General features: G+C 68.8%; 20 protein-coding genes and 1 riboswitch. Of the genes, 15 read left to right on the top strand and 5 right to left on the bottom strand.

Translation table 11 applies throughout. The features are described from left to right. Window positions 1-22 precede the first annotated feature (22 nt). Window positions 23-3601 carry a transcription-repair coupling factor gene (gene mfd, locus BMW26_RS05135; protein ID WP_072590957.1) on the bottom strand — a complete coding sequence of 1193 codons (3579 nt, stop codon included), beginning with the start codon at window positions 3599-3601 and terminating at the stop codon, window positions 23-25. Window positions 3602-3681: 80 nt separating this feature from the next. Here mfd and BMW26_RS05130 point away from each other — a divergent pair, with 80 nt between their 5' ends. From BMW26_RS05130 to BMW26_RS05100, 7 genes are all read left to right on the top strand, one after another. Beyond that, window positions 3682-4245 (top strand): GNAT family N-acetyltransferase, encoded by a 564-nt coding sequence (locus BMW26_RS05130; protein ID WP_072590956.1) that lies wholly within the window; start codon window positions 3682-3684, stop codon window positions 4243-4245. Between the two features lie 33 nt (window positions 4246-4278). Further along, window positions 4279-5142, top strand: coding sequence for an Fpg/Nei family DNA glycosylase (locus BMW26_RS05125; RefSeq protein WP_072590955.1), 864 nt, complete (start codon window positions 4279-4281; stop codon window positions 5140-5142). 54 nt (window positions 5143-5196) lie between these two features. Next, a riboswitch (FMN riboswitch) is annotated at window positions 5197-5342 on the top strand. A 71-nt stretch (window positions 5343-5413) separates the two neighbouring features. Then, window positions 5414-6448, top strand: a complete 1035-nt coding sequence (gene ribD, locus BMW26_RS05120; RefSeq protein ID WP_072590954.1) for a bifunctional diaminohydroxyphosphoribosylaminopyrimidine deaminase/5-amino-6-(5-phosphoribosylamino)uracil reductase RibD — start codon at window positions 5414-5416, stop codon at window positions 6446-6448. After that, window positions 6448-7077, top strand: coding sequence for a riboflavin synthase (locus BMW26_RS05115; RefSeq protein WP_072590953.1), 630 nt, complete (start codon window positions 6448-6450; stop codon window positions 7075-7077). Before ribD ends, BMW26_RS05115 begins: the two co-directional genes overlap by 1 nt. Then, the gene (gene ribA, locus BMW26_RS05110) at window positions 7074-8342 is read left to right on the top strand and encodes a GTP cyclohydrolase II (RefSeq protein ID WP_072590952.1); all 1269 of its coding nucleotides are present in this window, start codon (window positions 7074-7076) and stop codon (window positions 8340-8342) included. The genes BMW26_RS05115 and ribA overlap by 4 nt, the downstream gene beginning before the upstream one ends. Then, complete coding sequence (ribH, locus tag BMW26_RS05105) at window positions 8339-8812, top strand: 6,7-dimethyl-8-ribityllumazine synthase (protein ID WP_053095484.1); 474 nt, start codon at window positions 8339-8341, stop codon at window positions 8810-8812. The genes ribA and ribH overlap by 4 nt, the downstream gene beginning before the upstream one ends. 92 nt (window positions 8813-8904) lie before the next feature. Beyond that, complete coding sequence (locus tag BMW26_RS05100; protein ID WP_072590951.1) at window positions 8905-9264, top strand: Fe-S protein; 360 nt, start codon at window positions 8905-8907, stop codon at window positions 9262-9264. A gap of 81 nt (window positions 9265-9345) precedes the next feature. Here the strand turns inward: BMW26_RS05100 and BMW26_RS05095 are convergent, their stop codons facing one another. Further along, window positions 9346-10335 carry a LacI family DNA-binding transcriptional regulator gene (locus BMW26_RS05095; protein WP_083569293.1) on the bottom strand — a complete coding sequence of 330 codons (990 nt, stop codon included), beginning with the start codon at window positions 10333-10335 and terminating at the stop codon, window positions 9346-9348. Between the two features lie 160 nt (window positions 10336-10495). On the opposite strand from BMW26_RS05095, the gene BMW26_RS05090 reads away from it, so the two are divergent. The 5 genes from BMW26_RS05090 to BMW26_RS17590 all read left to right on the top strand — a co-directional run bounded on the left by BMW26_RS05090 (window position 10496) and on the right by BMW26_RS17590 (window position 15944). Next, complete coding sequence (locus BMW26_RS05090; RefSeq protein ID WP_056277859.1) at window positions 10496-11413, top strand: carbohydrate ABC transporter permease; 918 nt, start codon at window positions 10496-10498, stop codon at window positions 11411-11413. A gap of 46 nt (window positions 11414-11459) precedes the next feature. Next, complete coding sequence (locus tag BMW26_RS05085) at window positions 11460-12305, top strand: carbohydrate ABC transporter permease (protein ID WP_056277856.1); 846 nt, start codon at window positions 11460-11462, stop codon at window positions 12303-12305. Window positions 12306-12374: 69 nt separating this feature from the next. Further along, on the top strand, window positions 12375-13733 hold the full coding sequence (locus tag BMW26_RS05080; RefSeq protein ID WP_072590950.1) for an ABC transporter substrate-binding protein: 1359 nt from the start codon (window positions 12375-12377) through the stop codon (window positions 13731-13733). Window positions 13734-13798: 65 nt separating this feature from the next. Further along, the gene (locus tag BMW26_RS05075) at window positions 13799-15541 is read left to right on the top strand and encodes a glycoside hydrolase family 35 protein (protein WP_072590949.1); all 1743 of its coding nucleotides are present in this window, start codon (window positions 13799-13801) and stop codon (window positions 15539-15541) included. Window positions 15542-15578: 37 nt separating this feature from the next. Continuing rightward, window positions 15579-15944, top strand: a complete 366-nt coding sequence (locus tag BMW26_RS17590; protein WP_072592232.1) for an HNH endonuclease — start codon at window positions 15579-15581, stop codon at window positions 15942-15944. Window positions 15945-15953: 9 nt separating this feature from the next. Here the strand turns inward: BMW26_RS17590 and BMW26_RS05065 are convergent, their stop codons facing one another. Together BMW26_RS05065 and BMW26_RS05060 are read right to left on the bottom strand one after the other, a co-directional pair. Further along, window positions 15954-16475 carry a GAF domain-containing protein gene (locus BMW26_RS05065; protein WP_072590948.1) on the bottom strand — a complete coding sequence of 174 codons (522 nt, stop codon included), beginning with the start codon at window positions 16473-16475 and terminating at the stop codon, window positions 15954-15956. Then, complete coding sequence (locus tag BMW26_RS05060; RefSeq protein WP_072590947.1) at window positions 16472-16969, bottom strand: metallophosphoesterase family protein; 498 nt, start codon at window positions 16967-16969, stop codon at window positions 16472-16474. The genes BMW26_RS05065 and BMW26_RS05060 overlap by 4 nt, the downstream gene beginning before the upstream one ends. Before the next feature lie 147 nt (window positions 16970-17116). Here BMW26_RS05060 and BMW26_RS05055 point away from each other — a divergent pair, with 147 nt between their 5' ends. Beyond that, the gene (locus BMW26_RS05055; RefSeq protein ID WP_053095475.1) at window positions 17117-18577 is read left to right on the top strand and encodes an MFS transporter; all 1461 of its coding nucleotides are present in this window, start codon (window positions 17117-17119) and stop codon (window positions 18575-18577) included. Between the two features lie 62 nt (window positions 18578-18639). On the opposite strand, the gene BMW26_RS05050 is transcribed toward BMW26_RS05055, so the two are convergent. Next, window positions 18640-19671 (bottom strand): S66 family peptidase, encoded by a 1032-nt coding sequence (locus BMW26_RS05050; RefSeq protein ID WP_072590946.1) that lies wholly within the window; start codon window positions 19669-19671, stop codon window positions 18640-18642. Between the two features lie 92 nt (window positions 19672-19763). Here BMW26_RS05050 and BMW26_RS05045 point away from each other — a divergent pair, with 92 nt between their 5' ends. Together BMW26_RS05045 and BMW26_RS05040 are read left to right on the top strand one after the other, a co-directional pair. After that, the gene (locus tag BMW26_RS05045; RefSeq protein WP_053095473.1) at window positions 19764-19970 is read left to right on the top strand and encodes a hypothetical protein; all 207 of its coding nucleotides are present in this window, start codon (window positions 19764-19766) and stop codon (window positions 19968-19970) included. Window positions 19971-20048: 78 nt separating this feature from the next. Continuing rightward, the gene (locus BMW26_RS05040) at window positions 20049-21932 is read left to right on the top strand and encodes an ABC transporter ATP-binding protein (RefSeq protein ID WP_056277840.1); all 1884 of its coding nucleotides are present in this window, start codon (window positions 20049-20051) and stop codon (window positions 21930-21932) included. The last annotated feature ends 83 nt before the right edge of the window (window positions 21933-22015 follow it).

Genomic DNA, 22015 nt, shown 5'->3' with positions numbered 1-22015 from the left:
ACGCGAGGTCGCTGCGCCGCGCCTAGGCGTCGACGGTCTTCTCGGCCGAGACGGGCTCGGGGAAGATCGCGGTGAACAGCTGCCCGACCCACTCGAGCAGCTCGGCCGCCTGCAGCGGTTCGAGGCCGACTCCCACGGCGGCCGGCACGGTGGGCATGGGCACGACGAGGGCCTCACCCCCGGCGACCAGCTTCGCCTTGGGATACAGCCGCTGCAGACGCACCTTGATCGAGTCCTCGAGCCGCGCCGGCGCGATGCGCAGGTTCGATCCCATGACCACCACGTCGGAGAGTCCTGCTCTGGCCGCGCGCCGACGCAGACGTGCGACGGCGATCAGACCCTCGACCTCGTCGGGCGGGGTGCCGTAGCGGTCGGTGAGCTCGTCGATGACGAGGTCGATCGCGTCGTCCTTCGCCGTGGCCGCCGAGGCGGAGGAGAGCTTCTGGTAAGCCTCGAGACGGAGTCGCTCGCTGTCGATGTAGTGCTCCGGAATGCGCGCGTCCAAAGGCAGCTCGAGTCGCAGCTCCTGTCCCGACTCGACATCCTCGCCGCGGAACGTCGCGACGGCCTCGCCGATCATCCGAAGGTAGAGATCGAATCCGACGCCGGCGATATGCCCGGCCTGCTCACCGCCGAGCAGGTTGCCCGCGCCGCGCAGTTCGAGGTCCTTGAGCGCGACCTGCATGCCGGAGCCGAGGTCGTTGTTCACGGCGATCGTCTGGAGTCGGTCAGCCGCCGTCTCGCTCAGCGGCTTCATCTCGTCGTAGAGGAAGTAGGCGTACGCACGCTCGCGACCTCGCCCGACACGTCCGCGCAGCTGATGCAGCTGGCTGAGTCCGTACTTGTCGGCGCGGTCGATGATGATCGTGTTCGCGTTCGAGATGTCGAGGCCGGTCTCGATGATCGTCGTCGAGACGAGCACGTCGAACTTGCGCTCCCAGAAGTCGTCGACGACCTGCTCGAGCGCGTGCTCGCCCATCTGACCGTGTGCGACCGCGATGCGCGCCTCGGGCACGAGCTCGGCGAGCTGTGCCGCGACCCGCTGGATCGACTGCACACGGTTGTGCACGAAGAACACCTGCCCCTCGCGCAGGATCTCGCGCCGGATCGCCGCCGCGATCTGCTTGTCGCTGCGGGGGCCGACGAACGAGAGGATCGGATGCCGGTCCTCCGGCGGGGTGGCGAGCGTCGACATCTCGCGGATGCCGGTGACCGCCATCTCGAGCGTGCGCGGGATCGGCGTCGCACTCATCGCGAGGATGTCGACGTTGGTCTTCATCTTCTTGAGGGTGTCCTTGTGCTCGACGCCGAAGCGCTGCTCCTCGTCGATGATCATCAGACCGAGGTCCTTGAACATGACCTGGTCGGTGAGGATGCGATGCGTGCCGATCACCATGTCGACCGTGCCGTCGAGCAGGCCGTCGAGCGTGAGACGAGCCTCCTTGTCGGTCTGGAAGCGGGACAGCGGCCGCACCTTGACCGGGAATCCGGCGAAGCGCTCGGTGAAGGTCTCGAGATGCTGCTTCACGAGAAGCGTGGTCGGCACCAGCATCGCGACCTGTTTGCCGTCCTGGATCGCCTTGAACGCCGCACGCACGGCGACCTCGGTCTTGCCGAACCCGACATCGCCCGAGAGCAGGCGGTCCATCGGGATCGGCCGCTCCATGTCGGCCTTGATCTCGTCGATGGTCTGCAGCTGATCGAGGGTCTCCGCGAACGGGAACGCCTCTTCGAGCTCGCGCTGCCAGGGCGTGTCCGGACCGAAGGCGTGCCCCTTGGCGCTCATCCGCGCCGAATACAGCTTGACGAGCTCGACGGCGATGTCGCGCACGGCCTTGCGCGCCTTGCCCTTCGCCTGCGACCAATCACTGCCGCCCATCTTCGAGAGCGTGGGGCCCTCGCCGCCGACGTACTTCGAGAGCAGGTCGAGCTGGTCGGTCGGCACGTAGAGCTTGTCGCCCGGGTAGCCGCGCTTCGACGGCGCGTACTCGAGCACGAGGTAGTCGCGCACCGACTTGGTCGCATTGCGGCCGCCCGTGGAGACCTCGCGCTGCGTCATCTCGACGAAGCGGCCGATGCCGTGGGTGTTGTGCACGACGAAGTCGCCCTGTTTGAGCTGCAACGGGTCGACGACGTTCTTGCGGCGCGAGGCGAGCTTCTTGACGACCCGCTGGTCGCCGCCGATGGTGCGGCCGTAGAACTCGTTGTCGGTGAGGACGGCGAGCTTCGCCTCGCCGATCTGGAAGCCGGCCTCGACGGACCCTGTGACGAGCGTCGCGACGCCGGTGTCGGGCGCCTCGATGAGCTCGGAGACGATGCGCGCGGCGATGCCACGGTCGGAGAGCACGTCGCGGGCGCGGTCGACGAGTCCGGCACCGGCGGCGATGACCACCACGCGCCACCCCTCGGCCACCTTGGCGTCGACGAACGAGATCGCGCCGTCGACGTTGCCGTGGAACGACGGGATGACCTGGGCGTCGATGGTCTCGGCATCCTCGCCGCCCATCGCGAACGGGCTCAGCCGCCACCACACGCCGCCACGGTCGCGGACGACCTCGCGCAGTCGGGCGATGGTGAGGAAGTCGCCGGCGCCGAGATCGATGGGAGCCGATGCGCCGGACGTCGCCGCGCTCCAGGCCGCATCGAGGAACTCGCGGTTCGTCTCGCCCAGCGTGATGGCCCGCGCGCTGGAGCGCTCGGGATCGACGACCGCGGTCGCGCTGCCCTCGGGCAGATACTCGGCCAGGGACTTGAGCGGACCGGACACCGCCGGGAGCAGCGACTCCATTCCCTCGACCGGAATGCCCTCTGCCATCTTCTCGAGCATGCCGGCGATCGCCGGGAAGCCGCCGATCAGCGCCCGCGCACGATCGCGCACATCGGGGGTCAGCAGCAGCTCGCGGCTCGGAGGCAGATCGACGCCGTCGACGTCGCCCGGAAGCGAGCGCTGGTCGGCGACGGAGAACGCGCGGATCTGGTCGACCTCATCGCCGAAGAACTCGACGCGGAAGGGGTGTTCCGAGATCGCGGGGAAGACATCGAGGATGCCGCCGCGCACGGCGAACTCGCCGCGACGCGACACCATGTCGACGCGCGAGTAGGCGCGCTCGACCAGCTGCTCGACGACGCGGTCGAGCTCATGACCGCGCGTGCCGGCGCGCAGCTCGAGCGGAGCGATCTCGCCGAGGTTGCCGGCGATGGGCTGGAGCGCTGCTCGCACCGAGGCGACGACGACGAGGGGGTGGTCACCCGACCACTCGGCGACGCGACGGAGGGTCTGCAGTCGCTGACCGACGGTGTCGGGGCTGGGACTCAGTCGCTCATGCGGCAGTGTCTCCCACGCGGGGAAGGTCACGACCTCGGCGTCGGGGATGTAGGCGCCGAGCGCCGCGGCGAGGCTCTCGGCGCGCCTCCCCGTGGGGACGACGGTCAGCAGCGCTGCGGGATGACCCGCGGCGCGGCGCTTCTCGAGCAGGCCGGCGAGCGCCGGCGCGTCGAGGCCGTCGACGAGGCCGAGATCGGCATCGGTCTGCGCCCAGCCGAGGGCGTCACGAAAAAGAGACGCCTCTTCCAAGGCGCGCAGAATCCCCGGAACAGTCACCGGACAAGCCTAGTCGCGGCCGCCGACACCGGGACCGGGAGCCGCCCGCACACGCGTTCTCCGACCCGTAGGATTCCGGGATGGAACCGGTCACCCTCACCACGGACCGCCTCACGCTGCATGTGCCGCACGAGTCGGACATCGACGCGATCGTCGCAGCCTGCCAGGATCCGGAGATCCCGCGGTGGACGACCGTGCCGAGCCCCTACACGCGGGAGCACGCCGCGGACTATGTGCGCCTGATCGGCGAGTGGTGGGCCGACGGGAGCGAGACGATCTGGTGCGCGTATCGCGACGAGGAGCTCGTCGCCTCGATCGGGTTGCACCACATCACGCCGCACCACACCGGCGGGGACGCGGAACTCGGATACTGGGTCACCTCTGCCGCGCGCGGCAACGGCTACCTCGTCGAGGCCGCGCGCGCCGTCGTCGACTGGGGCTTCGACGAGCTCGGTCTCGCACGGCTGGGCTGGCGGGCGGTCGCGGGCAACATCGCGTCGGCACGGTCGGCGAGGGCGCTCGGGTTCCGCTACGAGGGATTCGCACGCCAGGCGCTCACGAGCGAGCGCGGCCGCGACGACGGCTGGTTCGGCGGACTCCTCGCATCCGACGACCGCACACCGGTCGACTGGCCGGTGCTCTAGTCGCGTGTCCGACCCCGATGGCAGGATGAACGCATGCCGGAGATGCCGGAAGTACAGGGCCTGACCACATTCCTCACCCAGCGCGCGGTGGGGCGGACGATCGTGCGAACCAGCGTGGGCGCGATCGCCGCGCTCAAGACATACGACCCGCCGAACTCCGCACTGCACGGTCAGCAGATCACTGCGGCCTCTCGACGGGGAAAGTTCGTCGTGCTCTCGTGCGGCGACGACCTGCATCTCGTCTTCCACCTGGCCAAGGCGGGCTGGCTGCGCTGGTACGAGACGCTGCCCACGACGCCGATCAAACCCGGCAAGTCGCCCATCGCCGTCCGTGTCGGCCTCGACGACGAGAGCGGATTCGACCTCACCGAGGCCGGCACCAAGAAGTCGCTCGCCGTGTATGTCGTGCGCGACCCGCAGGACGTCCCGGGGATCGCCCGGCTCGGGCCCGACCCTCTCGACGAGTCGTTCACGCGGGAGGTCTTCGGCGGTCTGCTCCAAGGGCGGCGCACGCAGATCAAGGGTCTGCTCCGCGATCAGGGCGTGATCGCCGGAATCGGGAATGCCTACTCCGACGAGATCCTGCACGCCGCGCGGATGTCGCCGTACGCGATCGCCGACAAGCTCGACGACGACGAGGTCGATCGCCTGTATGCCGCCATGCAGACGACTATCGCGGATGCGGTCGCCGAGGCCTCGGGCAAGCCGCCGGCCGACCTCAAAGACGCCAAGCGCCGTGGGATGCAGGTGCATGCTCGTCGTGGCGAGGCCTGCCCCGTGTGCGGCGACACGGTGCGCAGCGTCTTCTTCGCAGATCGCTCGATGGAGTACTGCCCGACGTGCCAGACCGGTGGAAAACCGCTCGCCGATCGCCGGTTGTCACGGCTGCTCAAGTAGCACTTCGACGCGGAATGAAATGCATCCGGATGTGTTGAGTACACTCAGAGCATCAACGTGCTCCGGGGTCGGTGAGAATCCGAACCGGCGGTGACAGTCCGCGAGCGTCTCGGTTCTCCGAGATGCCGATCCGGTGGAATTCCGGGACCGACGGTGGTGCGAGGCCCAGCCTCGCTAGTCCGGAAGGGAGGCAGCACGGTGCGCCGCCGCGCGCGCGTTCTGCCGACGTCTCCCTCGAGGAGATCCCCCGGAGCCTCAGAGAGGACCACGGATGGCAGTGAACGAGGCGGAACGCCGGGCGATGACCCGTGCGCTCGAGCTCGCGACGCTCGGCCCTCGCGGAGTGAACCCGCAGGTCGGTGCCGTCATCCTCTCCCCCGACGGCGAGATCATCGCCGAAGGGTGGCATCACGGCGCCGGAACGCCCCACGCCGAGGTCGATGCCCTCTCGCGACTCTCCGCCGGTGCCGCCGAGGGGGCGACCGCTGTCGTCACCCTCGAACCGTGCAACCACACCGGTCGCACCGGCCCCTGCTCCGTCGCGCTGATCGAGGCCGGCGTCTCGCGTGTCGTCTATGCCCTCGACGATCCGGGAGCCGTCTCGGGCGGCGGTGCCGACCGCCTCCGCTCGGCGGGCGTCAGCGTCGATGCGGGCGAACAGAGCGATGTCGCACACCGCATCATCGACGGCTGGCTCACCGCTCAGCGCCTCGGCCGCCCCCACGTCACCGTGAAGTGGGCGCAGTCCCTCGACGGCCGCGCGGCGGCATCCGACGGCAGCAGCCAGTGGATCACCGGACCTGAAGCCCGCGCGGACGTCCATCGACGTCGCGCTGCGGCCGATGCGATCGTCGTCGGCACAGGCACTCTGCTCTCCGACGATCCCTCGCTGACGGCTCGCGACGGCGAGGCGCTCCATGAACACCAGCCCGTCCCGGTCGTGATCGGCTCGCGCATCACCCCCGACGATGCGGCGATCCGCCGGCATCCGCAGACTCCGCTCTTCTACGACACCCATGATCTGCATGCCGTGCTCGCCGACCTGCACGCTCGCGGCATCCAGAGCGTGTTCATCGAGGGGGGCCCGACGCTCGCGAGCGCCTTCGTCGCCGCGGGGCTCGCCGATCGCGTGCTCGTCTACATCGCGCCGGTGCTGCTCGGCGGCGACCGGCTGGCACTGACCGACATCGGCGTCGGATCCATCGACGCCGCCCGACGACTGACGATCGACCAGTGGCAGCCCCTCGGGTCCGACTTGCTCGCGATCGCTCATCCCGCGCTCACCACAGAAGAAGGAGCCGCCTGATGTTCACCGGAATCATCGAGGAGATCGGCGAGATCACCGCTATCGCGCCCGCCGGAGACGGCTGGCGGCTGACGGTTCGCGCCCCCAAGGCGGTCTCCGACGCCGTGCACGGCGAGTCCATCGCGGTCTCGGGAGTCTGCCTCACCGTCGTCGACTCGACCGGCGACACCTTCGACGCCGACGTCATGAGGCAGACCCTCGACGTGGCCGCTCTGGGCGGCGCATCCGTCGGCACCCGCGTGAACATCGAGAAGGCGATGCCGGTCGGCGCGCGGCTCGGCGGTCACATCGTGCAGGGACATGTCGACGGCGTCGGCGATGTCCTCGAGGTGCGACCCGGCGAGCAGTGGAGCGTGCTGCGCATCTCGCTGCCCGACGACCTCGCGCCGCTCGTGGTCGACAAGGGCTCCATCTCGGTCGACGGCACCTCCCTCACCGTGAGCGCGGTCAGCGCTGTCGACGCGGACGCTCACTGGTTCGAGATCTCGCTCATCCCCGAGACTCTCGCCGCCACCACCCTCGGCTCCCGCGCGGTCGGCGACCGCGTCAACCTCGAGACCGACATCCTCGCCCGTCACGTCGAGCGCCTGCTGGCGTTCCGGGCAGCACCGGAAGGAGGCTCGCGATGAGCCTTTCCACCATCACCGAAGCCCTCGAGGCCCTTCGCGCGGGGCGCCCCGTGCTCGTCGCAGACGACGAGAACCGCGAGAACGAGGGCGACGTCATCATGTCGGCCGAGCTCGCCACGCCCGAATGGGTGGCATGGACGGTCCGCTGGTCGTCGGGGTTCATCTGCGCGCCGATGCCCGCCGACCTCGCCGACAACCTCAACCTGCAGCCCATGGTGGCCGCCTCCGAGGACGCCCGTTCGACCGCCTACACCGTGAGTGTCGACGCGGCCGAAGGAGTGACCACCGGAATCAGCGCGCACGACCGCGCGCACACGCTGAACGTCCTGGCGAATCCCGATTCGACCGCGACGAGCATCATCCGCCCCGGTCACGTCCTGCCGCTGCGCGCCGTCGACGGCGGAGTGCGCGAGCGCAGCGGCCACACCGAGGCCGCGGTCGATCTGATGAAGCTCGCGGGCCTGCGGCCCGTGGGCGCGATCGCCGAGGTCGTGGCAGAGGACGGCAGCATGATGCGACTGCCCGGACTCATCGAGCTGGGTGCACGCGACGGAGTGCCGGTCATCACGATCGAGCAGCTCATCGCCCACCTCAACCAGGTCGACCCCACCGGCTGGTCGCCCGAACGCGCCAGTCGCCGTGTCAGCCTGCGGGCCGACGCGACCGTGCCGACCACGCACGGGACCTTCCGGTTCCTCGCCTACAAGGACCGGGTGACCGGCACCGATCACATCGCCGTCGTGTCGGGCGAGCCCGGCGAGACCGCCCTCGTGCGCGTGCACTCCGAGTGCCTGACCGGAGAGGCCTTCGGGTCGCTCAAATGCGAATGCGGCCCGCAGCTCGACGCCGCCCTCGACGCGATCGAGCAGGACGGCGGCATCGTCATCTACATGCGCGGCCATGAAGGTCGCGGAATCGGCCTGATCAACAAGCTCCGTGCCTACAGCCTGCAGGAGGAGGGGCTCGACACGGTCGATGCGAATCTCGCACTCGGGCTTCCCGCGGATGCGCGGGACTACGCGGCTGCGGCCGGCATCCTCGCCGATCTCGGCGTCTCGAAGGTTCGCCTGTTGACCAACAACACCGACAAGGTGAACCAGCTGCGCACCCTCGGACTCGATGTCGTCGAGCAGGTGCCGCTGATCGTCGGCGTCGGACCGAACAACCATCAATACCTCGAGACCAAGCGTGACCGCATGGGTCACATCATCGGTGAGGCGGAGCTCGCAGAAGCTCTCGCCGACGGACGGAAGGACGACGCATGAGCGGCGCAGGAGCACCCAAGACCGAGAAGATCGACGGACGAGGCCTGAAGGTCGTCATCGTCGCCGGCACCTGGCACGACGTCATCACGAACGGCCTCATCGCCGGCGCCCAGCGTGTGCTCGATGACGCGGACGCCGACTACCGCCTCGTCCGCGTGCCGGGGTCGTTCGAACTCGCCCTCGCCGCCCAAGCCGCCTTCGCAGGTGGAGCGGATGCCGTCGTCGCACTCGGCGTGATCATCCGCGGGGGCACCCCGCACTTCGAATACGTCTCGGCAGCCACGACCGACGGACTGACGCGAGTCTCGCTCGACGCGGGCAAGCCCGTCGGATTCGGCGTGCTGACGCTCGACGACGAGAAGCAGGGCCTCGACCGCGCCGGGCTCGAGGGCTCGAAGGAGGACAAGGGCGCGGAGGCTGCGGATGCCGCGCTGCGCACGGCCCTCCTGGTGCGCTCGCTGCGCGGCTGAGGCCGGGCCTCGCGTGGGCTGAGGTCAGCCTGCCCCGTAGGTCAGCCTCCCCTTGGTGGCGCGCACGTCCCGCGTGCTCGTACCGTGAGGGCATGGAGACTCTGCGGCACGTCGTTCTGTTCGTCCATCTCATCGGCTTCGCCGTGCTGTTCGGCGCCTGGGCGGTGCAGGCGTTCGGCGGCACGCGCGAGTTCACGCGCCTGATGAGCATCGGCATGACCATCGCAGCGATCGCGGGTCTCGCCCTCGCCGCTCCGTGGGGTCTGCCGGAGGGCGTCGAGATGAACTACGCCAAGATCGGCACGAAGCTCGTGGTGCTGCTCGCGATCGGTGCGCTCCTCGGCATCGGCACGTCGAAGCAGCGCAAGTCCGGCAGCGTGCCGCCCGCGATGTTCTGGCTCGTCGGCATCCTGACCGCCCTCAACGCGGGCATCGCCGCCATCTGGCGCTGACTCTCCTTCCCTTCCGCCGGATCAGCGGATTCTGACCTCGGGGAGCTGGGTGCGGGGGGCGCGCGCGAGAGGATGCCGGAGTCAGCGCGCGGCGCGCGGCGGGGCCGAGCTCTCGCGCACGATGAGCTCGGTGCCGACGAGCGGCGTCTGACTGCGCTCTCCCCCATCGAGCTCGGCGAGGAGGGCGTCGACCGCGAGAGCGCCGACCTTCTCGGGATGCTGCTGCACCGTGGTCAGCGGCGGCCACAGTTGGGCGGCATCCGGCAGGCCGTCGAACCCGACCACGCTGACGTCGCCGGGAATGTCTCGACCGGCCTCGCGGAATGCCCGCACGACGCCGATCGCCATCTGGTCGTTCGCCGCGAACACGGCGGTGACGCCGTCGTCGTCACGCAGGCGGAGCCCGGCGCGATAGCCGGATTCGGCTGACCAGTCGCCCTGCAGCGGCTCGGGTGCCTCGATGCCGCGCTCCATGAGAGTCGAGCGCCAGGATTCACGTCGACGCTCTGCGGAATAGGACTTCGCCGGTCCTGCGACGTGCCAGACGGTCTCATGGCCGAGGTCGAGCAGGTGCTCGGTCGCGAGGCGCGCACCCTGAGCCTGATCCGTGTCGACGAACGGGTGAGTCGTGCCACGGTTCGAGTCGACGAGCACGACGGGCAGACCGTCGGGGATCTCGACCTCGGCCTCGTCGAGCTGATGCGCCTCGATCACGATGATGATCCCGTCGACGGCGTGCTCCTCCAGGCGGCGGAAGGCTCCCGCGACGGTGTCGCGGGCACTCGACTCGACGGGGATGAGGGTGAGGGCGTATCCCATCTGCGAGGCGCGCACGGCGATCGCATCGAGCGTGCGCTGGTTGCCGTACGAGCTGAAGGAGAACATGATGACGCCGATCGCCCGGAATCGGCCGGATCGCAGCGCACGAGCCGCACTGTTGGGCCGGTAGCCGAGCCGCTGCATGGCGTCTTCGACGCGCTCCCTGGTGGCCGCGCCGACGTAGCCGCGCGCGTTCACGACGCGCGACACGGTCTGTCCGGAGACGCCGGCCTCGCGGGCCACGTCCTCCATGGAGGGGTCTCGCCGCCGCTGCGGCGGCTCTGCCGACTGTACCGAGGTCACGAGCACTCATCCATTCATGTGTTGACGTTGACACACTAGCAGTGCATCGAATATGTTGACGTTGACACACGGCGCCGTGAGCGCCCGATCTCTAAGAAGGTTCTCGTCAATGACGACTCAAGATTCCGCAGCCCTGGCGGACCACGGCATCCGCCGGCGTGAGAAGCGCGACTGGAAGGGATGGGCCTTCGTCGGCCCGTTCATGGTCGTCTTCGCCCTGGTCTTCCTGACCCCGCTCGCCTACGCGCTCTACCTCAGCTTCTTCCAGGAGAAGCTGATCGGCGGCACGGCGTTCGTCGGGTTCGACAACTACGTCCGCGCGCTCACCGACCCGCAGTTCTGGGAGGCGTTCGGCCGCGTGGTGCTGTTCCTCGTGGTGCAGGTGCCGATCATGCTCGTCCTGGCGCTGGCCGCGGCGCTCGCCCTCGACAGCGCACGTCTGCGCGGCGCATCGTTCTTCCGCATCCTGATCTTCCTGCCGTACGCGGTGCCCGCGGTCGTCGCGGTGCTCATGTGGGGGTACATCTACGGCGACCAGTTCGGTCTGACGTCGAACTTCAACGACTTCCTCGGCAGCGACCTCATCACGCCCTTCGCCCGGGAGTGGATCCTGGTCTCGATCGGCAACATCGTGACCTGGCAGTTCGTCGGCTACAACATGCTGATCTTCTACTCGTCGCTGAAGACCATCCCCACCGACATGTACGAGGCGGCGTCGCTCGACGGCGCGGGTGCCTGGCGCACGATCTTCTCGATCAAGATCCCCTCGGTGCGCGGTGCTCTCGTGATCGCCACGATCTTCTCGATCATCGGCAGCTTCCAGCTCTTCAACGAACCCAACATCCTGAGGCCCCTGGCTCCGAACGTGATCACGACGTACTTCACCCCCAACATGTACGCGTACAACCTCTCGTTCGCCGGACAGCAGTTCAACTACGCCGCGACGATCGCCATCATCATGGGCGTCATCACCGCAGTGATCGCCTACGTCGTGCAGCTGCGCGGCTCGAAGTCGGAGGTGCGCTGACATGGCACTCCCCCTCGCCCGTCCCTCGCAGAAGCGCCACGATCTGATGAATCCGCGCAAGTCGAAGATCCTGCTGATCGTGATGGTGATGTACGCCCTGTACACACTGGTGCCGCTCGTCTGGCTGCTGTTCAGCTCGACCAAGACGCAGTCCGGGCTGTTCAGCTCGTTCGGGCTCTGGTTCTCCGACGACTTCGCATTCGTCGACAACCTGGTGGCGACCTTCTCGTATCAGGACGGCATCTTCCTGCGCTGGCTCGGCAACACGCTGCTCTACGTCGTGGTCGGCGCCGGAGGCGCGACGCTGCTCGCCACCATGGCCGGCTACGGCCTGGCGAAGTACCGCTTCCCCGGCCGGCGCGCGGTGTTCGCCGTCGTGCTCGGCGCGGTCGCCGTGCCGGGCACCGCCCTCGCCGTGCCGACCTTCCTGCTCTTCAGCGAGCTCGGGCTCACGAACACCCCGTGGGCGGTGATCATCCCCTCGCTGATCAGCCCGTTCGGCCTGTACCTGATCTGGGTGTTCGCGTCGGAGTCCGTGCCGACCGAGCTGCTGGAAGCGGCGCGCATCGACGGCGCCGGAGAGTTCCGCACCTTCTTCACGATCTCGATGCGACTGCTCGCACCGGGCATCGTGACGGTGACCCTGTTCACCGTGGTCGCGACGTGGAACAACTACTTCCTGCCGCTGATCATGCTGTCCGACCCCGCCTGGTACCCGCTCACCGTCGGCCTGAACCAGTGGAGCGCTCAGGCGATCGGCGCCGGATCTCAGCCGATCTACAACCTGGTGATCATGGGCTCCCTCCTCACCATCATCCCGATCGTCATCGCCTTCCTGCTGCTGCAGAGGTTCTGGCAGTCAGGTCTCACCGCCGGAAGCGTCAAGCAGTAGCCTCCGGCACCCTCCGCACCGCCCCCTGTCGGTCCGACGCTGGACCGCACCCCCCGAAAGGACACAGCAATGAAGCACCTTCCCTCACCCGCCGCACGGCGCACCCTCACGGTGCTCGCGGCCGGAACCGTGGTAGCGCTGGCGCTGGCCGGCTGCAGCACCGGCGACTCCGGCTCCGGCGGCAGCGCTGCCGGCGACGGCTCGTTCGACTCCGTCGAGGCCGCTCTCGAGAAGGGCGGCGAGATCACGTACTGGTCGTGGACCCCCTCCGCCGAGGCTCAGGTCGAGGCGTTCGAGAAGGAGTACCCGAACGTCAAGGTGAACGTGGTCAACGCGGGCACCAACAACGAGGAGTACACCAAGCTGCAGAACGCCATCAAGGCGGGCTCCGGCGCCCCCGACGTCGTGCAGATGGAGTACTACGCCTTCCCGCAGTTCGCGCTCACGGATGCCTTCGTCGACCTCTCGCAGTACGGCTTCGCCGACTTCGAGGACGACTACACCGCCTCGACCTGGAACTCCGTCACCGACGGCGACGCGATCTACGGCCTGCCGCAGGACTCCGGCCCCATGGCGCTCTTCTACAACAAGGCCGTGTTCGACGCCGCCGGCGTCGCCGTGCCCACCACGTGGGACGAGTACTACGAGGCGGCGAAGGCGATCCACGCCGCGAACCCCGACGCCTACATCACGAACGACACCGGCGACGCCGGCTTCGCGACCTCGATGATCTGGCAGGCCGGCGGCAAGCCGTTCGAGACGTCGGGCACCGACGTCACGATCGACCTGCAGGACGACGGATCGAAGAAGTGGACCGAGAACTGGAACCGCCTCGTCGAGGAGGACCTGCTCGCGCCCTACGGCAGCTGGAGCGACGAGTGGTTCCGCGCTCTCGGCGACGGCAGCCTCGCGACCCTCGTGATCGGCGCCTGGATGCCGGGCAACCTGATCACGGGCGCCCCCGACGGTGCCGGTGACTGGCGCGTCGCTCCGATGCCGACCTACGACGGCACCCCGGCGACCGCGGAGAACGGCGGCGGCGGCCAGGCCGTGACCACGCAGAGCAAGAACCCGGCACTCGCCGCCGGATTCCTGTGGTGGCTGAACAACTCGGAGGAGAGCATCTCGACGTTCCTCGAGTCCGGCGGATTCCCGTCGACGACCGCCGAGCTGTCGAGCGAGGAGTTCCTCGCCGACGCGCCCGAGTACTTCGGCGGCCAGAAGATCAACGAGGTCCTCGCCGCAGCGGCCGACGATGTGGTCGAGGGCTGGAGCTACCTGCCCTACCAGGTCTACGGCAACAGCATCTTCGGAGACACCGTGGGCCAGTCGTACCAGAACGGAACCGACCTGAACGAGGGCCTCATGACCTGGCAGGACGCGCTGGTCGAGTACGGCAACTCGCAGGGCTTCGCCGTCAACAAGTAATCGCACGTCCGGGCCGGACGGGGACTCGCTCTCCGTCCGGCCCTCCCCATCGAAAGCACCTCATCGTGACCTCCTTCTCCATCGGCGAGACAGACTTCCTCCGCGCCGGGCTCCCCCACCAGGTGATCTCCGGTGCCATCCACTACTTCCGGGTGCACCCCGACCAGTGGCAGGACCGCATCCGCAAGGCCCGTCTGATGGGACTCAACACGATCGAGACCTACGTCGCATGGAACGCTCACGAGCCTCGGCGCGGCGAGTGGGATGCCACGGGCTGGAACGACCTGGGCCGGTTCCTCGACCTGATCCAGGCGGAGGGCATGGATGCGATCGTGCGGCCCGGCCCCTACATCTGCGCCGAGTGGCACAACGGCGGGCTGCCGAACTGGCTCACCGCGGGCGAGCGCGAGCTGCGCTCTTCCGAGCCGACGTTCCTCGCCGATGTCAGCGACTACCTCCGCCGGGTCTACGACATCGTCGCGCCCCGGCAGATCGACCGTGGCGGCTCGGTCGTGCTCGTGCAGATCGAGAACGAGTACGGCGCGTACGGCTCGGACAAGGACTACCTCGAGGCGCTCGTCGCCCTCACCCGAGAAGCCGGTATCACCGTGCCCCTCACCACGGTCGACCAGCCGACCGATCGGATGCTGGCAGACGGCAGCCTCCCCGAGCTGCACAAGACCGGATCCTTCGGATCGCGCAGCGCCGAGCGCCTCGCCACCCTGCGCTCCCACCAGCCCACCGGTCCCCTGATGTGCTCCGAGTTCTGGGACGGCTGGTTCGACTGGTGGGGCGGCGTGCATCACACGACCGACGTGGACACCGCCGCCGCCGATCTCGACGAACTGCTGGCCGCGGGGGCCTCGGTGAACATCTACATGTTCCACGGCGGCACGAACTTCGGTCTCACGAACGGTGCCAACCACAAGGGCCGTTACCTGCCGATCGTCACGTCATACGACTACGACGCGCCTCTCGACGAGGCCGGCAACCCGACCGCGAAGTTCTTCGCCTTCCGCGACGTCATCGCGAAGTACGCGCCCGTCCCCGACGAGCTGCCCGCCGCGGCCACCGCGGCACCGGTCTTCTCCGTGCCGCTGAAGCCGGCGGGATCATGGACGGATGCCGCGGCATCGACGCCCGCATCCGCAGTTCCGCGGACATTCGACGAGCTGGAGCACCTGAGCGCTCTGGTCCGCTACGACGTCGAGCTTCCCGAAGGTCGCGGCGGTCAGCTCGTGCTCGACGAGGTGCGCGACCTCGCCTGGGTGAGCGTCGACGGCCAGCCCGTCGGCACGCTCTCCCGCACCCGTCATGACCGTTCCCTGCGGATTCCCGCGGGACGGACGCTCAGCATCCTCGTCGAGGAGGGCGGCCGCGTGAACTACGACCACCGACTCGGCGAGCAGAAGGGTCTGATCGGCGCTCCTGCCCTCGACGGCACGCCGCTGACCGACTGGCACTCGACCGCGCTGGACGTCGCAGGGATCGCGGCGGAGATCGGCTTCAGCGGCGGGAACACGTCGAGCGGCCCGGGAAGCACACCCTCTGCGTGGGTCGCAGACTTCGCGCTCGACTCCGCCGCCGACCTGTTCCTCGACACCGTTGCCTGGAGCAAGGGCTATGCGTTCGTCAACGGGTTCTTCCTCGGACGGTACTGGCGCAACGGGCCGCAGCGCACCCTCTTCGTGCCGGCCCCGGCGACGCGAGCGGGAGACAACCGGCTCATCGTGCTCGAGTTGGAGCAGCTGCTCGCGCCCACGGCCGACTTCGTGCCGGCGCTCGCTCTCGGCGACACCGAGGAATAGATCACAGGCACGGGCATCCGCCCAGTACCGTGTGTCTGTGCCGCGCCGAAGATTCTCCACCCCCACGCCCGCTGCGCGCGCCCGTCATGCGAAGCGGCGCCGGGGCCGGGTGGCCAGAGCGGACAACGACCTCACCGCCGAGCAGTGGGCCTCGCTGCAGGAGGCCTGGGGCGGATGTGCGTACTGCGGAGCGGGCGAGATCGCGCTCCAACGCGACTGCGTGATGCCGATCTCCCGCGGCGGTCGCTACACCGTCGAGAACGTGGTGCCCGCGTGCGGGTCCTGCAACGCGAGCAAGCGCAACGACGAGGTCACGTCGTGGCTCCGACGCAAGCGACTCGACGAGCGCGCTTTCCTCAGCCGGTATGACGCCATTCTCCGTGACCTGCGCCCGACCGACTGATCGGGCCCGTCACCCGCTGCGGCGGGACTTCCAGACGGCCGCGGTGAGGTGCGCGGCGTCGGCCCGGGTGATGCTCTGCCAGTTGCGACCGCCCCGCGCGAACGACTCGTGCACGCCGGACGGCACCGCGGCCGGCTCCACCGGACGATCGAGCCAGTCGCACGCGCGCACGTGCACGAGGTCGACTGCACGGGCTTCGCCCGACGCGTCGTAGCGCCAGGGCCCGGCGATCCGGCCGAGCCACAGCAGTCCGTCGACGTCGCGCGTCCAGACGAACGACCCCTCGGAAACCGAGGAGAACCTCTCGAGCCTGCGCGCCGCCCGCTCACCGAAGGCGGCATCGACTGCGGCGAGCGCGTCGGCCGGCGACTCCGGGATGCGGTCGAGGCGACCTCCCACTCCGCAGACCCCGATCCGCAGCGCGCGCTCGACCGCGAGCCCCTCGCGCACCCCGTCGTCGCGCGATCGCATCGGGGCGCGGTACGCCGCGGGAACCTCGATGTCGTTACCCGCGCGAGGTGCGGTGGTCATGCGAGCGGCACCAGCGTGGCGTCGACCCGTTCGCCGTCGATCGCGACCGACATCATCGTGCAGACGGGCTGCCTGCGGCGGTCGGTCGGCGACCCCGGGTTCAGCAGGCGCATCCCGGATGGGGCGACGGTGTCCCACGGGATGTGGGAGTGGCCGAACACGAGCAGGTCGACGCCCGAGAACGCCGCATCCATCCGCTCCTCGCGCCGCTGCTTCGGTCCGGTCTCGTGCACCACGGCGACCTCGACGTCCTCGACCGTCAGCCGTGCGATCTCGGGCAGTCGCTCTCGCAGCGCGGGGCCGTCGTTGTTCCCGTGGACGCCGACGAGCAGCCGCGACCGGGACTCGATCAGATCCAACGTCGCGAGGTCGATCCAGTCCCCCGCGTGCACGACGATGTCGGCGTCGTCGACCGCTCGCAGCACCGCGTCGGGCAATCGCTTCGCACGGGCGGGCACATGCGTATCGGCGATCAGCAGCAGTCTCGTCGTCACGGTTCTCCGTCTCGGGTGGGCACGGGCATCCGCCTCCGACTCTACGCACGCGATCCAGCGGGATGTCACACGCACCCAGCAAACGCTCAGGAAGGCGTAGGATCTCTCGGTGCCTTGGTATACCGGGCCATGGATCTAAGGAGCTGTATGAGTACGTCCACCGCCCCCGCGAACCCGCGTTCGCGTGTCATCACGGCGAGCCTGGTCGGCACCACGATCGAGTTCTACGACTTCTACGCCTATGCGACAGCGGCCGTGCTCGTGTTCCCCGTGCTGTTCTTCCCCACCGGCAACGACACCACGTCGCTGCTGTCATCGTTCGCCGTGTTCGGCGCCGCCATGGTCGCCCGCCCCATCGGCGCGGTCGTCTTCGGCCACTTCGGCGACAAGTTCGGACGCAAGGCGACGCTCGTCGCCTCGCTGCTCACGATGGGCATCGCGACCTTCATCATCGGCCTCCTTCCCACGTTCCAGCAGATCGGCTGGTGGGCGGCACTGCTGCTGCTGATCCTGCGCCTCGCTCAGGGCTTCGCCCTCGGCGGCGAGTGGTCGGGTGCCGCGCTGGTCGCCACCGAGAACGCTCCGGCCGGCAAGCGCGCCTGGTACGGCACGTTCCCGCAGCTGGGCGCGCCGCTCGGCTTCATCATCGCCAACTTCCTCTTCCTCGGCATCAACTGGCTGCTTCCCCACGCCGACAACCCCGCACTGAAGTCCGAGGCCTTCCTGTCGTGGGGCTGGCGCATCCCGTTCCTGTTCTCGGCCGTCATGGTCATCATCGGCCTGTGGGTGCGTCTGAAGCTCGTCGAGTCCGACACCTTCAAGAAGGCCGAGAAGAAGGGCGCGATCCGCAAGCTGCCCCTCGCGACCGTGTTCCGCCACCACTGGAAGCAGCTGATCCTCGGCACGTTCATCATGCTGGCGACGTACGTGCTGTTCTACCTGATGACCAACTTCACCCTGGCGTACGGCACGAAGCCGGCCACGCTCGAGACGGCGTCCGCCGCCGCTCAGGCCGCTGCCGAGGCGACGGGCAAGGACTTCGACGCGTCGGCTTTCGCCGCGCAGTTCTATCCGGGACTCGGGTTCGCCTACACGGACTTCGTGCTCATGCAGATCGTCGGCGTCGTGTTCTTCGGCATCTTCACCCTGCTCTCCGGTCCCATCGCCGACACGATCGGGCGTCGCAAGCTGCTGCTGTGGGTCACCGGGCTCATCATCGTGTTCGGCTTCACGTTCAATGCGTTCCTGCTCCCCGCGATGGACCCGAAGTTCACGGGCGCCCTCGCGCAGGCGTTCCTCGTGTTCGGGTTCATGCTCATGGGCGCGACGTTCGGTCCGATGGGAGCGCTGCTGCCCGAGCTCTTCCCGACGAACGTCCGCTACACGGGATCCGCGATCTCCTACAACGTCTCGTCGATCCTCGGCGCAGCCGTCGCTCCGCTCATCGCGCTCTGGCTCTGGGAGCTCGGCGACGGCGCTCCGTGGCTGGTGGGACTGTACCTGTCGGCGATGGGCGTGCTGACCTTCATCGCGCTCCTGCTGTCGAAGGAGACCAAGGACAACGACTACGAATCGGATCTCGGAGTCGCGGCCGCCGTCGAACTCTGACGCGCTCGTCCACACGAAGGGCGGCATCTCCTCGGGAGGTGCCGCCCTTCGTCGTCCGGCTGTCAGTAGGCGGCATGGACGGTGCGCGTCGAGCCGTCGAGCACCATCGTGCCGCCGAACGGGACGATCCACTGCGGCCGCGTGTGGCCGAAAGGCACCCCGACGCAGACCACCGCGTCGGGGTTGTACCGCGAGACCGTCTCGATCACCGCATCCCGTTGCGCGGCGCGCAGCGCGTCTGCCTCGGTCGACGAGGGGAGGAACTCGAAATCGCTCACGGGCGGACGCGCGACGACCACTCCCGCGACCACATCGAGGATGCCGCGCTCGCCCAGCCCGCGCATCCATCGCGCCACCCAGCTCGCCGGCGGACGCTCTTCGCTGGTCTCGAGCAGCAGGATCCCGCCGCGCAGGTCGTATGCCGAGGGCAGCCTGTCGGCGAGCGCGAGCTGATCGACGACCTCGAGGCAGCCGCCCCAGGTGCGACCTTCGACGCGGACAGCCGGACCCGACCAGGTCCAGTCCTCGGTCGCGACCCGATCGCCGTATTCGCTGAGAGCGCGCGGGTCCGTCCAGCGCCTCCCCACATCTTCCGACTCTCCGGGCTCCGTGATCTCGACCGTGCCGCCGTCGAGCAGCGCCGCGCGCAGCGACCGCAGATGCACGTCGTCGACCGCGGGCCCCGGACCGAGATGCACGGCCGTGGATCCGCCGTAGTAGCCGCGGATCCCGAGGCTCCACAGCCAGTTGAGGATGTTGGTGTTGTCGCTGTAGCCGAGGAACGGCTTCGGGTCGGCCTGGGCGAGCGCGGCGTCGAGGTGCGGCACCACCAGGATCTGGTCGTCCCCGCCGATCGTCGCCAGGATCGCCCGGATGCTCGGGTCGGCGAAGGCCGCGTTCACGTCGGCGGCCCGGGCTTCAGGACTCGCATCGAGCTGCCGCGTGGTCGGATACTCGACCGGGATCAGTCCGGTCAGCTGCTCGAGTCGGCTGAGCGCCTGCTCGTGGAGCTCGGGCGCGACCGCGGGCGCGGCGAAGGCGGGCGACAGGACGGCGACGCGGTCGCCGGGCACGGGTTTCGATGCGGACAGCATCGGCCCAGTCTCGCATCCTGAGCACCGAGATAACGTCAATGCATGTTGACAAGGGGGCGATCGTCAACAAGTATTGACGCAGGAGGTTCCCCATGACCATGAAGACCGCCATCGCACAGGATGACGCCGGCGAGCCGCTCTCGGAGCTCCACCGCCTCGCCGCTCTGCGCAGCGAGCTGGCCAGGGCCGAGGAGACACAGGTGCGACGGGCGCGCAATCTCGGCTATTCCTGGCAGGCGATCGCGAGCTCCCTCGGCGTCTCGAAGCAGGCGGCGCACCGCCGTTTCGGCAGGCACTGACACTCATACAGCCCATCCACAGGATCCGCCCGCACACGAAGTACGGTCGAACTACCCCCTTTCAGAACGAGGTCCCGCATGTCCAGCACGGCGACATCACGCCGACGCGGACGCGGCGCGCACTACGACGGCCCGCGCGCCACTTTCCGCCAGCTCCTCCCCTTCCTCTTCGAGCACAGGCGCACGCTCATCGTCGTCGCTGTGCTCAGCGTCTTCGGGGCGGCCACCTCGCTCGCGCAACCGCTGCTGGTCGGGCAGCTCATCGAAGCCGTGCAGTCCGACCAGGGCCTCGGGATCCTGGTGTGGGTCCTCGTCGGTCTCGTGATCGTGTCGTCGATCATCTCCGGCTACCAGCACTATCTGCTGCAGCGCACCGGCACCGCGGTCGTGTACTCGAGCCGTCGCAAGCTGATCTCGCGCATCCTTCACCTGCCCATCAGCGAGTTCGACGCCCGCCGGACCGGAGACCTCGTCTCGCGCGTGGGCACCGACACGACACTGCTCTACGCCGTGCTCACCCAGGGACTGGCGGATGCCGTCGGCAGCGCGATCCTCTTCCTCGGCGCGCTGATCGCCATGCTCGTGATCGACCCGGTCCTGCTGCTGCTCATCGTCGTCGTGATCGGAGCCTCGGTCGTCGTCGTCACGGCGCTCAGCGGCCGCATCCGCACCGCGTCCACCGCTCAGCAGGAGAAGGTCGGCGAACTCGCCTCCGGGGTCGAGCGCGCCGTCGGCTCGATCCGCACCGTGCGCGCCTCGGGAGCCACCGAGCGCGAGACCGAGACCGTGTCGGCGCTCGCCTCGGAGGCCTACGGCATCGGGGTGCGGATCGCCAAGATCTCGTCGCTCGTGGTCCCCATCGCCGGAGTCGCACTGCAGGTGTCGCTCCTGGTGGTGCTGGGCGTCGGCGGCTTCCGGGTCGCGGCCGGCACGATCACGATCGCCTCGCTGATCACGTTCATCCTGTTCCTGTTCATGCTCGTGATGCCGCTCGCCACCACCTTCGGGGCGATCACCTCGGTGAACCAGGCACTCGGCGCCCTCGGCCGCATCCAGGAGGTGCTGAACCTGCCGACGGAGACCCAGCACGACGCCGAGATCGCCGCATCCGTCCCCCGCGATGCGGCAGACCCCCTCGCTCCGGCGATCGAGTTCCGTGACGTGCGCTTCCGCTATCCCGAGAACGTGGTCGCCGCTCGCCTCGCCGCCGCGAAGGAGGCGCAGACGCTTCTGGCCGACGCGCACCTCGAACCGACCGACGACTCGGCCGCCGTGGCCGAGCGCGAGGTGCTGCGCGGCGTCTCGTTCGCGGTGCCCCGAGGTGCGCGCGTCGCACTCGTCGGGCCCAGCGGTGCCGGCAAGAGCACGATCCTCTCGCTCGTGGAGCGCTTCTACGACCCGACGGGCGGTTCGATCCGCCTCTACGGCCACGACTCGCGCACCTACCCGCGCGACGAGCTGCGCGCGCAGTTCGGCTACGTCGAGCAGGACGCCCCCACCCTCGCCGGCACGCTCGGCGACAACCTGCGTCTCGCCTCGCCGGATGCCTCGGATGCGGCCTGCGAACAGGTGCTGCGCGCGGTGAACCTGGGCGACGTGCTCGATCGCGATCCGCTGCGTCTCGATGCCCCCGTCGGCGAAGACGGCGTGATGCTCTCGGGAGGAGAACGCCAGCGTCTCGCGATCGCCCGCGCGCTGCTCACCGACGCACCGATCCTGCTGCTCGACGAGTCGACCTCGTCGCTCGACGGCGTGAACGAGCAGCGCATGCGCGAGGCCATCGACGCGGTCTCGACCGATCGCACCCTCATCGTGATCGCTCATCGACTGTCGACCGTCGTCGACAGCGATCTCATCGTCGTGCTGCAGGACGGCGCAGTGGTCGGTCAGGGCACTCACGCCGAGCTGATCGAGTCGACGCCGCTCTATCGCGACCTGGCTCGGCACCAGCTGCTCGCCTGAGCGTCGCGGCAGGGGCGCACGCGGTCAGCGCGGGAGAAGTACGCGAAGGCGGGATGCCGGAGACCACTCAGCCATGGGTTCGT

This window comes from Microbacterium sp. 1.5R, from assembly GCF_001889265.1.
Classification (GTDB): domain Bacteria; phylum Actinomycetota; class Actinomycetes; order Actinomycetales; family Microbacteriaceae; genus Microbacterium.
The sequence above is the reverse complement of the archived record's forward strand: the minus strand, read 5'-3'. Positions and strand labels throughout refer to the sequence as shown.

Excerpts from the sequence above, each read along its gene's own strand:
- BMW26_RS05130 (WP_072590956.1), top strand. The coding sequence starts at position 3,682 with ATGGAACCGGTCACCCTCACCACGGACCGCCTCACGCTGCATGTGCCG.
- BMW26_RS05125 (WP_072590955.1), top strand. The coding sequence starts at position 4,279 with ATGCCGGAGATGCCGGAAGTACAGGGCCTGACCACATTCCTCACCCAG.
- ribD (WP_072590954.1), top strand. The coding sequence starts at position 5,414 with ATGGCAGTGAACGAGGCGGAACGCCGGGCGATGACCCGTGCGCTCGAG.
- BMW26_RS05115 (WP_072590953.1), top strand. The coding sequence starts at position 6,448 with ATGTTCACCGGAATCATCGAGGAGATCGGCGAGATCACCGCTATCGCG.
- ribA (WP_072590952.1), top strand. The coding sequence starts at position 7,074 with ATGAGCCTTTCCACCATCACCGAAGCCCTCGAGGCCCTTCGCGCGGGG.
- ribH (WP_053095484.1), top strand. The coding sequence starts at position 8,339 with ATGAGCGGCGCAGGAGCACCCAAGACCGAGAAGATCGACGGACGAGGC.
- BMW26_RS05100 (WP_072590951.1), top strand. The coding sequence starts at position 8,905 with ATGGAGACTCTGCGGCACGTCGTTCTGTTCGTCCATCTCATCGGCTTC.
- BMW26_RS05095 (WP_083569293.1), bottom strand. The coding sequence starts at position 10,335 with ATGGAGGACGTGGCCCGCGAGGCCGGCGTCTCCGGACAGACCGTGTCG.
- BMW26_RS05090 (WP_056277859.1), top strand. The coding sequence starts at position 10,496 with ATGACGACTCAAGATTCCGCAGCCCTGGCGGACCACGGCATCCGCCGG.
- BMW26_RS05085 (WP_056277856.1), top strand. The coding sequence starts at position 11,460 with ATGAATCCGCGCAAGTCGAAGATCCTGCTGATCGTGATGGTGATGTAC.
- BMW26_RS05080 (WP_072590950.1), top strand. The coding sequence starts at position 12,375 with ATGAAGCACCTTCCCTCACCCGCCGCACGGCGCACCCTCACGGTGCTC.
- BMW26_RS05065 (WP_072590948.1), bottom strand. The coding sequence starts at position 16,475 with ATGACCACCGCACCTCGCGCGGGTAACGACATCGAGGTTCCCGCGGCG.
- BMW26_RS05055 (WP_053095475.1), top strand. The coding sequence starts at position 17,117 with ATGAGTACGTCCACCGCCCCCGCGAACCCGCGTTCGCGTGTCATCACG.
- BMW26_RS05050 (WP_072590946.1), bottom strand. The coding sequence starts at position 19,671 with ATGCTGTCCGCATCGAAACCCGTGCCCGGCGACCGCGTCGCCGTCCTG.
- BMW26_RS05045 (WP_053095473.1), top strand. The coding sequence starts at position 19,764 with ATGACCATGAAGACCGCCATCGCACAGGATGACGCCGGCGAGCCGCTC.
- BMW26_RS05040 (WP_056277840.1), top strand. The coding sequence starts at position 20,049 with ATGTCCAGCACGGCGACATCACGCCGACGCGGACGCGGCGCGCACTAC.